Below are 12994 nucleotides of genomic sequence, written 5' to 3' on the forward strand. Positions count from 1 at the left end.
TAATTAAAAAGCTTAGTAAAGTAGGTGGATGGTATGCCTTCCGTTGTTGGAAATCTCGTCGTTCAAAACAGTAATGGTTCTTTTAATTTAGGGGATTTTTATAACGTGTCTCCGAAAGAAAATACGAAAGCTTATAATGGTTCCGGAGCTTCCAATGTTGGATTTGTCGTGAATACGTTTAACGGTGTTAGTGCAACAAATACGTTTGATTCTGATGTGGCCGATCAAGATCAAATTGGAACAGCGTAAAAAAAGTAGGAGAATATCTCCTACTTTTTTCTTTTACCTCATTCGATATTATCAAAAACTCCACTGTTTACTGTTTCATTTTATTTAAATGATAACCCATTTTCCCCCAAAGCCTTTCTAAGCTTCGGCATAGACGCAGGTCCCATACCATGTAGTTTTAAAATTTCTTTTTCACTATACTTTGAGAGTTCTTCTATCGTGTGAATTCCATGGTGCTCTAGCGCATTTCGTGCTGGTGATGAAAGAAGTGAAAGAAATCCTGTTTTTGGTTTCTTTTCTTTCTCACAGGTTGGGCAAGTTGGACAATCGCTACTTTTGTAGTATTCATGTCCTTTTTCACACGTTCTTAACGTTTTTTCCGTCACCATTTTCAAATCCCTCTATTCTTCAATTTTTACAACATGGTTGCCATCAAAGAAGTATAAGCATTTCTCTTTCACAGGATGTTGCAAGCTTTTTTCAAGTGCCTTTGCATATAAGGAAAGCTGCACTTTATATCGATCTTCTAAAATTGGTTTCGCCTGATCGAATCCGCCTGGGAACTTCCCTTCAATCGTATCCGTTTTAAAGTCGATTAAAGTGATGCCGTCTTCCTCTTCAATCATGCAGTCAATAACCCCTTGGACAAGAATCGATTCTCCGCTCTTCCCTTGCCAATCTTGATATGCTTCTTCTGCTGCAAGCATCATCGTAAATGGTACTTCTCGCTCAACACTTTTGGCCGCTAGTACCCTTTTACCTAAGTCACTATCAAAGAATGAAATGACTTTTTCGATTGTTATTTCTTCTGCTTGTTCGAATGTTAATAGCTCTTTATTGACCATGCCATTCATTTGTTCCCGAATCACTTCTTCTGTAATCGGCTTCTTCAAATCGACATGCTGCATGACAGCGTGAACTGCCGTACCTCTTTCAGCGTACGTTAATCCTTTTTTCTCCATAAAACGAGGGCGTGTTTGAATTGGCGCACGCAGTTTTTTAATAAAGGCATTATCGCTACCTTCTTCAGATTGATAATTTCTCTTTATTTCTGTAACAGACTGTTTCGCACGATGAGATGTTGCTTCCTCATATCCGTACTTCCACATTAATCTGTCATACACTTCTTCTTTTCGTTCACTTTGCAGGGGAACAGCTTTTTTCTCACGAAGCGCTTCTAATAATTCTTGTTTCTCTTCTTGAACCGGTTCTGGCGCTAGTAACGTGTTACCGTCAACAACTTCTACTTTCCAGCTCGTGTCGTATCCATAAATTTCAGCCGGAATACTACCTTGTCCTAATTCAAGGAGCATCTCACTATCACGATGTCTATATAATGAAGGTGCAATCCAGTCTAAATAACAAGACGCTCCGGCACGTATATGGTCTGGTAATAACCATTCACTATGCTCTCTCGCATCAAGCCATTTTTCCATTTCCTTATTTGCATCCTTCACTGTTCCAATTAAAATTAGCTTCTCTTTTGCACGAGTTAACGCTACGTATAATACGCGCATTTCTTCCGCAATTAATTCCATCTTCATTTTACGTTTAATCGCAAGTTGCGATAATGTCGTATATTTAATACGTTTACGAGGATCAATAAATTGTGAACCGAAACCGAAGTCTTTATGCAGTAAGAAACGTTTCATTAAGTCTTGTGTATTAAAACGACGACCTAGCCCAGCTACGAATACGACTGGGAACTCTAGTCCTTTACTTTTATGAATCGTCATAATACGAACGACGTCTTCTTGTTCACCTAAAGCTCTCGCTGTACCCATATCATCACCGCGTTCTAAAATACGTTCAATAAAACGCAAGAAGCGGAATAATCCTCTAAACGATGTTGCTTCATATTGTCTTGCACGGTCATATAGTACGCGTAAGTTTGCCTGTCTTTGCTTTCCAGCTGGTAAACCGCCAACGAAATCGTAATAACCTGTCTCACCGTACACTTTCCAAATTAAATCAGAAAGTGACTGTTGGCGTGCAAATTCACGCCAACCTTGTAGTAAATTATAGAACCACTCTAATTTATCATGTAGTTCTCGTTCTTCTTCAAGCGGCGCTCCTTTTAAGAATGAGCTCATCACTTCATAAAACGAGCCTTTTTTCCCGTGAGCACGAAGCGTTGCAAGTTCTTCATCATTTAATCCAACGATTGGTGAACGAAGCACTGCTGCAAGCGGAATATCTTGCATCGGATTATCGATCACGCGGAATACGTTCATCATTATATTTACTTCTGTCGCTTCAAAGTAACCAGTCGCAAGATCAGCGTATACTGGAATTCCTTGCAACTTTAACTCTTCCATAATTTGCGGCGCCCACGGCATAGAGCGAAGCAAAATAACGAAGTCACGGTATTGTACAGGGCGCATACTATCCGTTTTACGGTCATACACTTCATAACCTGAATCAACCATCGCTTTAATACGCTGCGCCATAAGTCGAGCTTCCAGCTGTGCTTTTTCTACTTCGGCACCTTCTTCACCGTCTGGCACTTCTTCTTCCGTTTGCTGAATACATAGTAGTTCAGCCGCTACATCTTCACCTTCTGGATAGCTAGCACCTAACTTTAATTCAGCGTCAGCATCGTAGTCAATTTCTCCGACTTCTTCGCCCATAATTTGTTTGAAGATAAAGTTCGTACCTGCTAATACTTCATGACGACTACGGAAGTTTTTCGCTAAATCAATCTTCATTCCGCCGCCTAATCCTTCTTGTGTGAAGCGTTTATACTTTCCTAAGAATAATCCTGGTTCTGCTAGTCGGAAACGATAAATCGACTGCTTTACGTCACCTACCATGAATAAGTTTCCTTCACTCTCAGAATCTTTCGTTACGAATTTAATAATCGATTCTTGCACGAAATTCGTATCTTGATATTCATCAACTAATACTTCAGCAAATTTATTGCGATATTGAAGCGCTACTGCAGATGGCTTCATTTCACCATTTTCACTTTGTTCACTTAAAATTTGTAAACAGAAATGCTCTAAATCTGTGAAATCGACCATTCCTTTATCTCGCTTCATTGCTTGGAAACGCTCGGTAAATACTTTTACAAGTTGAACAAGCTTCTCTAATACAGGATACATATCTTGAAAATCTCGTAAGAAACTTTCAGGTTTGCGGCTAAATAGCTCTTCTTGTAATTTCTTCACTTCATCTTTCGCTTTATTACGAAGAGAGTCTACTTGTTTTACAACATCTTCATTGTAATCACTTTTCTTAATACGCTTTAACGTTTGCCACGATACGTTTTGCATCGCTTCATATACGCTTGTCCATGATTCACGAGCAGCTGATGATAACGTTCCAAGTAAAGCTAAATCTGCTTGCAGTGTTTCAACGCGAGGCGCTGGACCGTCAGGAAGCATTGCGAGTTCCGTCGCTTTACGAATATGCTGTTCCGCTGTTTCAAGCTGGAATCTCACATCTTCTAATAAATAAGAAGCGTACACTAAATCTTCAATTGTCTTTCCTTCTACGTCGTATGCTTCTACTAATTTATCAAGCCATTTTTGCGGATTTGGATGCGCCCTTGATTCTGTATGAAGCGCTAAAATCATACGCTGTAAATCATCGTCACTGCGGTCACTCGTATAACGATCAACGAGTTCAAAGAATATTGTATTATTTTCAATTCCATACTCTTCTTCTAATATGTCATCTAGCACTTCTTCTTTTAACAATTCATTTTCCGTTTGATTCGCAATGCGGAAACGAGGATCAACATCCAGCATGTAATAGTACCCTCTAATTACTTGTAAACAAAAGGAATGGATCGTCGAAATAGAAGCTTTATTTAATAGGCTCAGCTGCTTTCTAATGTGCTGAGAGCCTGGCTCATCAATTAATACTTTTTCTAACGCTTCCCCAATTCTGTTTTTCATCTCTTGCGCTGCTGCATTCGTAAATGTTACAACGAGCAGGCGGTCGACATCGACTGGATTTTCTTCATTTATAATCTTTTTAATAATACGTTCAACTAATACTGCTGTTTTCCCTGAACCAGCTGCTGCCGCGACTAAAATATCACGTCCGTTCGCTACAACGGCTTTCCACTGGTCATCTGTCCACTGACTACCTTCTGGTTTTTTAGGCCAATTTTCTATCATTCTCCGCCAACCTCCTCTCTAATTTTCTCCATCGCTTCGCTATCTTTCATATCTTTTAGCGTACGGAATTGGTTATCTTCAAGTGATTCATCGAACTGACAAACAGATTTGAAGTTACAAAACGTACACGCCGCTTTATTCCCCTTTTTATAAGGAGCAATATCGATCACGCCTTCTGTAATGTCTTTTCCGATGTTTTCAAACGTATGGTGTACATATTTTTGCAGTACGTTAAACTCTTGTTCACTTGCAATGCTCGAACGCGCACTGAAGCTACCGTCTTTTTTCAGACCAGCAGAAATAATATCAGAGCTTCCTGTGGAAAGTTTATTATCCATTAAACGAACAACGTCAGCATCTCCTAATACGAGTCCTTTCATTTTAAATTTCTTTAAAATTTCTTTCTCAATTTCCGCTTCAGATGCGTCACCTTTCATCTCAACAATCGGGTTATGAATATGGAAGTACAGTACACCAGCCGGTGATGCCGTGCCGCCTTTTTTCATCCACGTATGTGCATTTGAAGTAACAACATCTAAATACGTTAACATTTGAAGTGCTAATCCGTAATACACTTCCGTTAAGTCTAACGCTTTTGAGCTTGATTTATAGTCAATAATACGTAGGAACGTCCCGTTTTCATCTTCTGCCTTATCAACACGGTCAATACGGCCAACTACTTCCATCTTCACACCATTTGGTAATGAGAATTCCATCGGCGGAAGTGATCCTGTACCCCCTATACCGAATGGTACCTCTAAATCAACTGGTACGAAACCACTTGATTTCGCGTGCTCACGAAGAATGATTGACGTACGGAAAATGATTTGCTGTAATTTTTGTTTTAAATAGAAATGACGGTTTGAACTTAATAAAATTTGTCTTTGTAATAACGGTGCAATCTCTTCTATTACTACAGCCGAAAGATGCTCACACTCTTTTATCGATAAATCCGCCCAAGTACGGTTTTCACGTAACAACCTGTCCGCAATTCTCTTCAGCGCTGCATGGAATAATTCACCGATATCTGGCGCATCCAGTTTGAAAATATCACGCTCTCTTAATGATAAACCGTGCTGCGCGAAATGAGCGTATGCACAACGGTTAAATAATTCCATACGAGAGACGCTTCCTTTTATTTTATCTCCGTATAAATCTCTACTTACAGCTGTACTTAGCTTTTGCGCACGATTTCGGTAGAATAAGCTTGATAATACGCGGCTACTTTTTTGCTTCCATTCATCTGAAGTAACGTAGAAGTTATATACATCCCACCAAAAATCTAAATTCCCTTCAAATCCATATCGCTTCCACGTCTGTAGTTGCTGCATTACATATGACAATGTTACTTCTGGCGTTGCTACATATGAAATTTGTTCCGAACGTGATAAATCATTTACGTCGTTCGTAATAAATGTATCTTTCACATCAGGGAACATTCTTTTTATTTTCTTAATAAAGCTAGAAGCAAGTAACGTTTTTCCTTCCTCATCTGCAAGCGGGCATGAAATGTATAATTTCTCAGTTGCTCTCGTTACCATTTGATACATAACGAACTGTTCTTCTAATAAAGTTTGTCTCGTCGTTGGTGCTAATTCGATACCTGCTGCACTAAGAACGTCTCTTTCCTCATCAGAAAGCATCCCTTCATCCATCGGTGCCGCTGGAATCACACCTTCATTTACGCCAATAACAAATGTTGCTTTCACATTTGATAATCTTGAACGATCAATATTCGCAATTAACACTTGATCTAATGACGGCGGAATGTTGGCAAATTGAAGTGCCTCAAGACCTGTCGACATAACGTCGGTGAACATAGAAAGTGACATTTTTTCTTCGCCAAGCATTTCAACGAACGTATCAAGAAGACTCATTACTTCTTCCCATACTTGCTCGTGATCTGTCGCGAATAAGAAATCTCCGCTCTCTTCTGCACGAATACGTAATGCTTCTAGTTTTTTCGGAACGTCCAGCTCTTCTAAAAATAAGTAAACAGCTTCGCACATTTGCATAACTGTTCCCGCGCGCTTCAGTCTTTTTTGCATACGAATAACAGGCGTCCTTACAACGTCACGCAATCGATTTATTTTCTCTTCCATTTCACGTTCACTGTCTGTAATCATCCCGTCCGTATCGTCAAGAGAACGATAGCGGCGATACATCCATGGATCTTCAGAAGTCCATCTCTTTCCTTGTACACCGTACGCTAAGCAGTAGTTTTCAAATTCATCCATCTCTTCGCGCATCGTTTCTTTTCTTACGTCTAATGGGTATAAAAGTTCTGTTTTTACGCAGCGAAACACTGCATCATAACGCCAATTCCCGCTAATAATCTCGAGTGCAGAACGAATGCATTCTACTAGCGGATGATGTGACATCGGGCGTTTTTCATCGATGAAATGCGGGATATTATAATCTGTAAATAACGTTCGCATTACATCGTAATAACTTTCTCCGTTACGAAGAAGAACCGCAATATCTCGGTAACGATAGTCTTCATCTGCCACAAGCCTACGAATTTCACGAGCAACGCCTTCTACTTCCGCTCGTAAATTCGCGGCTGTATGAATCGTTACACTTGCTTCTCCATGAAACTTTTCATTTGGTCGTGCTTCGTAGTGCGCTTCTAAATGCGCTAATGATTGCGAATGAAAACGTGGCTGTTCCATAAGTGGAATTGTTTTTTCAATTTCTATCTTCTCTTCACGCGCTACTTGTTTTATTTTTTCATACGTTAACGTCGTTTCATAAAATAAATCTAGTTCATTTACTGGCTGTGCTAACGTTTTTTCATCTAGCGTTAACGTGATTGTCACTCTCGCACCGCAAATCATAAGCTGTCTTATAATTTCTAGTTCTTGCGGTGAGAATGAATGAAATCCATCTATATAAATTTCAGCTCCATTTACATATTCAGACTGAGGAAGCTTTTCCACGAGTAATTGCAAATAGTCTTCTGAATCTAAATATTTTCCGATTAAAGCACGCTCAAAATCATCATATAGTAGTTGTAAATCATACACTTTATTCGCTAATAGTTTTTGTTCGGCACTGCTACTATGTGCATCTAATTGTTGCCACATTTCATATACGTTAGATGGCGTCACATTGTAACGTTTAAACTCCGCAATCATACTGCCAAGATGTTCAAAGAAACCGTTTTGCTCCGCTGCTTTTTGGAACACCGACAATCCATCTTTACGAGATTCTACAATTTTACGAAGTAACATATGTACGCCCGCTTCATCAATGTGAAGACGACTCGCTCCGCCAACTTCTTGCAGCACCTTCCACGCTAATCGTGAAAAACTAAAAACTTGTGCCCGAATAGAACCTCTTACATCCTCACTACTAATTAATGCCTGCTGCGTTTGGAATGTCATCTGTTCTGGCACAAGATATAATATTGTATCCCCTCTTGGACGTTGCTTTAACTCTTCTTGCACTTCGTGTAAACAAAGTGTACTTTTTCCACTTCCCGCTCTACCAATCACAAATCGAAGTGACATGTAACCCCACCTTTCACTTACATAACGAACGTTAGTTTGCTACTATAATTGTATTATAGGACACGAAAAAAGACAAACGGAGTAGTTTGCCTTTTTCTATACTTCTACCTATTATATCAACCTTTTGAAAAATTCGTTTGCACCTCTTGAATTGGCCAATATCGTAAATCAACTTTACCGACAACTGTATCAGCTTTTACAAATCCAAAATGTCTACTATCCCAGCTCCCGAGGCGGTTATCACCTACTACAAAAATATATCCAGGTGGCACCGTTTTTTCCTTCGTTAACTCTTCTAACGTAAAGTCACCTGTTAGTTGTCGTCCATTTATCTCTTTCTTATATCTCTCTAAATAAGGTTCATCCACGAATTGTCCGTTTATATATAGTTTATCATGCTTATATTCAATTTGATCTCCAGGTAAACCAATAATTCGTTTTACGTAGTCCTCTTTTTTATTCGCATGAAACACAACAACATCAAACCTATTCAAGTCCCCCACTTGATAACTCACCTTATTTACAACGAGCATATTGCCATCTTGCAATGTCGGCATCATTGACTTCCCCTCTACAACGTACGTTGAAAAGAAAAACGTTCGAAAAAATACAGCTAATAATATACCAATTAAAATTGTTCGTATCCACTCTATGCCTTCTTTTTTCAAAGTTTTCTTCATCCGCTTCTCCCCTTATCCTTTAATAATGAAGCTTTCCTTTACAAAGAAGACTATTCTTAATGTAGTTCTAATTTTACTTCGATTTTCTTACCGACATACCATAAAATAAAAATACCAATTGCTACAATGACTGATTTCACCGGATTATGAATAAATGACATTAAATCATGACCGATATACGTTAAAATAAAAATCATCACAAGCTTTCCGAACGCGAGCGCAAGGCCAAACTGTTTTACACTAATGCGAGATAAACCAGCGACAACATTTATAAGCGCAGACGGTGTAAACGGAAAACAAAAGATGACGAAAATCGGCGCGAATCCTTTCCTTTCAATCCATCCCATTGCCTTCCGTACTCTCTCATGCTTATTTACAAAAGAAAAGAAACGACTGCGGCCAAAATGGCGGATAATGAAAAAGACAAGCAAGGCACCCATTACTGATCCAAGCCAAGAATAAAGAAAACCGAGCCAAAATCCAAATGCAACAGCATTCGCCAGTACAAATACGATGAGTGGCAATGCCGGAATCAACGCTTCTATCATCGGTAAACCAATACCAAGAAGTGGTCCGAATGCTTTATAACTTTCAACAATATGATCCATATTTTCTGGTGAAAAATACTCTTTGATTGTCTGAAAATCCATTCTACACTTTACCCCTTTACTCTAAGTACTACCTCTACTGTATCATTGCCTATATGAAAGAGGAAATGGTAGATACGACATATGGAGATGTAATTATTAAGTTTCCATATCTTCCATTAGAATTCCTTCATTATTATGCTATGATAATCTATCAATATTCGACAGGAGGTTTTGCGTTTTTAGAAGTGATCCTTGTGCATTCCTCAGTCAGTGAAATTATATCGGCGATTTCTCGAATATATCGACTTACCGAAAAAAAAAACTGAAAAACAAAAAAGATGGGGGTTGCCCCATCTTCTTAAACTTCGCCTTCTTTCACAAAATATACTTTCTCGTATGCTGGTTTTAATCTAGATTGTTCAATTTTATCAATCTCTTTAAAACAAGGGCTCCCTTGCTTTTTCCTACGATCTTCATATTCAGTACGCAATTTTGCCGTACGATTTAGTTGATTTTCAAAACTACTTTTTGATATTTCTAATTTCACAGCAAAGCCATTTATAAATCTAATAATAACATTTCCATCTTTTGACTCTTTATTACTTTCAATATAAAAATGAGACAACCAAGCGCACTCTTTTCTAGAGTATGAATAAGTGGGGAAAAAATAAAGTTGATCTGACGGACTAATCGCAATTGGTGCTTTATGTGTAATATGAGTTAACTCTTTCGTTCCTTCTTTTCTGCCTAAGAAACTAGAACCATGCTTACGACAACTTCTTTCTATAATATCTAGGGGCTTTTGAAATACGAAAAAGGAATCTCCCATTTCAACAACTCGTGTAACAATTTTCTTCTCACTTAGAATAACAGGAAGTAAGGCCATTGTATTTTTATTTACCACATAGTTTTCGACATAGCGTTCTACTTTACTTTCCATATTCTACTGTCTCCTTTTTTCCATTTATATTAGCAGCTGCATATATAATTTTAGCACCTATGAAAAGGAAATGGCTTACAGATTACGCTTTTTTACAATACTTTATCATTTGTCAAATATCTTTCAAATTATCAAATAAAAATATAGCAATTTAAAAAGAAATGAGCTATACAAAATATCTTTATACTACCTATAAATATTTACAACTACTTCCTCATTTCGCATCATTGCAACAATTAACTTTGCTATAATGAAAAGGAAAATCCAATATATGGAGGTCCACTATGGAAGAAAAAGAAATGCAACCAACGATTCAAATGAAAAATAGTAGCATTGTAATCGTGAAAAACTCAGCTAGCATTATATTCGGGCTATTTTTCATTCTACTATTCTTCGCAAAGCCTTTTCGAAAATCAAAATGCTCTGAATGTAAGAAATGCGCGAAAAAAAGAGTTGAAAAAGAAGAGTAAAAGGCCTTCCATTTTGGAAAGCCTTTTGCTCTTCTTCCTATTTCTTCCGAGTGCCCTTATATCCCCTTTTTAATATTACTACATACAAAAAACATGATTAAAAATGATCCACTACGTTAAAAAGTACTTGTACGTGTTACCCATTTTTATTAAAAACTTCAACTTTATACATCACTAGCAACTTTTTAATTCGTTAAATCTGCAATATAGGTTTTGTATAGAATTCCATTTCAAAACACAAAATATGTAAGTGATTATTTATGATTACATTAGTTTTTTATCTAATTCCAAAAAGGAGCTGTATAATATGGAGAAAAAAAGTCTATTAAGACAACAGATTAATAGCGTCCCATCAGATGCTCTGAATACCCCTAGTAAAGAGCAAGAACAAATGTTAGAAACGTCATCTCAAAACGAACAAAATCCTAACAACAATACTAACAAAAAAGATGTTACTCAAAGCCTATATGGCGCAGATTTACCCATTTCGGATGTAAACAGAGCAACAAATAAACAATGAATTGTAAAGAAAAAAATCAAAAACAAATAAACTTAATACTTTCTCATTTATAAAGTGAAGCTTTAATCAGTCCTCAACAATTGGGCGTTAACAGACAGTTGGTCTCCCGCCGAATTTTGAGAGGAGAAACCAACTGCCCGTTAATGTGCATGATAAAAGGACGACCATTATTTTCACAGTTATAAGGACATAGTTTTCTTCAATGAAATCAAAACGAATTGTTACTTCAATCGTACGTAGAAAAGAATCCTGCAGAACTAATTCTTCTATAGAAACTGATACGCGTTCACCCCGATGATTTTTGAATACCTCCATCATAAGAAATCTCTCCTTTTCCATCAATTTTGACATGAAAAAAGAGATGGAAAGACTTGCTCCACAACATAAAAAAAGGATGGCAGCAGCCATCCTTTTTTCTATCATCAACTATAAAATTATAGTTTGATTACGTTTTTAGCTTGAGGTCCACGGTTACCGTCTTCGATTTCGAAGCTAACTTTTTGACCTTCTTCTAGAGATTTGAAACCGTCAGTTTCGATTGCAGAGAAGTGTACGAATACGTCGTTTTCGCCTGGAACTTCGATGAAACCGAATCCTTTTTCGTTGTTAAACCATTTTACTTGTCCTGTTACTGCCATAATTATTTCCTCCTAAGAAAATACAAATTTTAATTTTTTTAGTTTTCCTATCTAAAAAAAGAATCCACACATTATCAAATACGAAACATAAACTAGTTCTCACATACTTTTTCTCGTTCGTTTTCGGCACTTGATAACATATGGATTGCTTAATTTAACTATTCAACTGACATTATCATAGCACATTAAAATAAAATGTACAATCTTTTTTGAAAATAACTGACAAATTAAATTGATTGTACATTCGTAAATATTCGATTTTAACACGTGCAGCATCCACTATAAAATGAACCCATACATTATTTGAATACGATTACATCCCTTGTTCTGAGATGTTACAATATACAGAAGCGATTGCGATATTGGAGGGGATTATATGTCAAACTACACAAACGAAGAAAAGCTTACCGGGGGAAACGTCTCAAATGTATATCGTTCTGCAAATACTGTTCGGCGAGAATTAAAGCCTAGCAGCGCAAAAATTCATCAATTATTACAGCACTTAGAAAAGAAAGGATTTCATCAAGCTCCAAAGTTTTTAGGGGTAGATGAAAAGGATAGAGAGATTTTATCCTTTATTGAAGGAGAAGCTGGAAATTATCCGTTAAAAGAATATATGCGGTCTAACGATGTTTTAAAAGAAATCGCAAGGATGCTTCGCCTGTACCATGATGCGGTAAGTGATTTTCCGTTAGTAGATGATTGGAAACCGATGGATCTTACTCCAAATAACATGGAGGTTTTATGCCATAACGATTTTGCCATATATAACATTATTTTTCATGACGAGAAACCAGTAGGCATTATTGATTTCGATGTTGCTGCTCCTGGCCCAAGAATTTGGGATATCGCTTATACGCTTTATACTTGTGTACCTTTAAGTAGAGTGTATTATACAGAATCGGGCGAGGCAGTTCATTATGAACCTGCGCAACATGCTAATCGCATGAAAGAAAGAGTGAGATTATTTGTTCAGTCCTACGGGAAAAGTATGGACGAAGATTACATAGGTATGGTACTACTACGCCTAGAAGCGTTATGTACGTATATGAAAAGAAAAGCAAACGAAGGCGACGTAAATTTCCAAAGAATGATTGATGAGGGACATTTAAAGCATTATGAAAAAGATATGAAGTTTATTCGTGATCATAGAGCTGAGTGGATTTAATCCTATTGTCTTTTTTGTCGGTAAGTCGATATATTTTCATTTACTCCTCGAATCATTCGAAAAATAATAAGGGCACCCTTCAAAAAGGCGCCCCTTCCTTTTATCCCGCGTTAATGGACAG

11 protein-coding genes and 1 pseudogene are annotated in these 12994 nt (G+C 37.5%); 4 read left to right on the top strand and 8 right to left on the bottom strand.

Annotated features, from left to right (window positions below; translation table 11 throughout):
- Window positions 1–33: 33 nt before the first annotated feature.
- Window positions 34–249: a spore germination protein GerPF gene (gene gerPF, locus ACZ76X_RS08705; RefSeq protein ID WP_001141566.1), complete on the top strand. Its 216-nt coding sequence runs from the start codon at window positions 34–36 to the stop codon at window positions 247–249.
- 80 nt (window positions 250–329) lie between these two features.
- On the opposite strand, the gene ACZ76X_RS08710 is transcribed toward gerPF, so the two are convergent.
- From ACZ76X_RS08710 to ACZ76X_RS08735, 6 genes are all read right to left on the bottom strand, one after another.
- The gene (locus ACZ76X_RS08710; RefSeq protein WP_479850190.1) at window positions 330–617 is read right to left on the bottom strand and encodes an RNA polymerase alpha subunit C-terminal domain-containing protein; all 288 of its coding nucleotides are present in this window, start codon (window positions 615–617) and stop codon (window positions 330–332) included.
- A 12-nt stretch (window positions 618–629) separates the two neighbouring features.
- Window positions 630–4355, bottom strand: a complete 3726-nt coding sequence (gene addA / locus ACZ76X_RS08715) for a helicase-exonuclease AddAB subunit AddA (protein ID WP_479850191.1) — start codon at window positions 4353–4355, stop codon at window positions 630–632.
- A complete protein-coding gene (gene addB, locus ACZ76X_RS08720) occupies window positions 4352–7867 on the bottom strand; it encodes a helicase-exonuclease AddAB subunit AddB (protein WP_479850192.1) in 3516 nt (1171 codons plus the stop codon). Before addB ends, addA begins: the two co-directional genes overlap by 4 nt.
- 116 nt (window positions 7868–7983) lie before the next feature.
- Window positions 7984–8547, bottom strand: coding sequence for a signal peptidase I (lepB, locus tag ACZ76X_RS08725; RefSeq protein ID WP_098669829.1), 564 nt, complete (start codon window positions 8545–8547; stop codon window positions 7984–7986).
- A 56-nt stretch (window positions 8548–8603) separates the two neighbouring features.
- The gene (locus ACZ76X_RS08730) at window positions 8604–9197 is read right to left on the bottom strand and encodes a TVP38/TMEM64 family protein (RefSeq protein WP_000347517.1); all 594 of its coding nucleotides are present in this window, start codon (window positions 9195–9197) and stop codon (window positions 8604–8606) included.
- Between the two features lie 298 nt (window positions 9198–9495).
- Window positions 9496–10077: a competence protein ComK gene (locus ACZ76X_RS08735; RefSeq protein ID WP_479850193.1), complete on the bottom strand. Its 582-nt coding sequence runs from the start codon at window positions 10075–10077 to the stop codon at window positions 9496–9498.
- Between the two features lie 284 nt (window positions 10078–10361).
- Here ACZ76X_RS08735 and ACZ76X_RS08740 point away from each other — a divergent pair, with 284 nt between their 5' ends.
- Together ACZ76X_RS08740 and ACZ76X_RS08745 are read left to right on the top strand one after the other, a co-directional pair.
- Window positions 10362–10547: a hypothetical protein gene (locus ACZ76X_RS08740; RefSeq protein WP_098669825.1), complete on the top strand. Its 186-nt coding sequence runs from the start codon at window positions 10362–10364 to the stop codon at window positions 10545–10547.
- A gap of 307 nt (window positions 10548–10854) precedes the next feature.
- Window positions 10855–11067, top strand: a complete 213-nt coding sequence (locus tag ACZ76X_RS08745) for a hypothetical protein (protein ID WP_479850194.1) — start codon at window positions 10855–10857, stop codon at window positions 11065–11067.
- 151 nt (window positions 11068–11218) lie between these two features.
- Here ACZ76X_RS08745 and ACZ76X_RS08750 read toward each other — a convergent pair.
- Together ACZ76X_RS08750 and cspA are read right to left on the bottom strand one after the other, a co-directional pair.
- Window positions 11219–11385, bottom strand: a pseudogene (locus ACZ76X_RS08750) (IS5/IS1182 family transposase); the annotation flags it as partial.
- Window positions 11386–11501: 116 nt separating this feature from the next.
- A complete protein-coding gene (gene cspA / locus ACZ76X_RS08755; RefSeq protein WP_000301518.1) occupies window positions 11502–11705 on the bottom strand; it encodes an RNA chaperone/antiterminator CspA in 204 nt (67 codons plus the stop codon).
- Between the two features lie 376 nt (window positions 11706–12081).
- On the opposite strand from cspA, the gene ACZ76X_RS08760 reads away from it, so the two are divergent.
- A complete protein-coding gene (locus ACZ76X_RS08760) occupies window positions 12082–12873 on the top strand; it encodes a phosphotransferase (RefSeq protein WP_479850195.1) in 792 nt (263 codons plus the stop codon).
- Window positions 12874–12994 lie beyond the last annotated feature (121 nt).

Source organism: Bacillus sp. BC05(2025), from assembly GCF_056725905.1.

Excerpts from the sequence above, each read along its gene's own strand:
- ACZ76X_RS08745 (WP_479850194.1), top strand. The coding sequence starts at position 10,855 with ATGGAGAAAAAAAGTCTATTAAGACAACAGATTAATAGCGTCCCATCA.
- addB (WP_479850192.1), bottom strand. The coding sequence starts at position 7,867 with ATGTCACTTCGATTTGTGATTGGTAGAGCGGGAAGTGGAAAAAGTACA.
- ACZ76X_RS08730 (WP_000347517.1), bottom strand. The coding sequence starts at position 9,197 with ATGGATTTTCAGACAATCAAAGAGTATTTTTCACCAGAAAATATGGAT.
- ACZ76X_RS08740 (WP_098669825.1), top strand. The coding sequence starts at position 10,362 with ATGGAAGAAAAAGAAATGCAACCAACGATTCAAATGAAAAATAGTAGC.
- ACZ76X_RS08735 (WP_479850193.1), bottom strand. The coding sequence starts at position 10,077 with ATGGAAAGTAAAGTAGAACGCTATGTCGAAAACTATGTGGTAAATAAA.
- gerPF (WP_001141566.1), top strand. The coding sequence starts at position 34 with ATGCCTTCCGTTGTTGGAAATCTCGTCGTTCAAAACAGTAATGGTTCT.
- lepB (WP_098669829.1), bottom strand. The coding sequence starts at position 8,547 with ATGAAGAAAACTTTGAAAAAAGAAGGCATAGAGTGGATACGAACAATT.
- ACZ76X_RS08710 (WP_479850190.1), bottom strand. The coding sequence starts at position 617 with ATGGTGACGGAAAAAACGTTAAGAACGTGTGAAAAAGGACATGAATAC.
- cspA (WP_000301518.1), bottom strand. The coding sequence starts at position 11,705 with ATGGCAGTAACAGGACAAGTAAAATGGTTTAACAACGAAAAAGGATTC.
- ACZ76X_RS08760 (WP_479850195.1), top strand. The coding sequence starts at position 12,082 with ATGTCAAACTACACAAACGAAGAAAAGCTTACCGGGGGAAACGTCTCA.
- addA (WP_479850191.1), bottom strand. The coding sequence starts at position 4,355 with ATGATAGAAAATTGGCCTAAAAAACCAGAAGGTAGTCAGTGGACAGAT.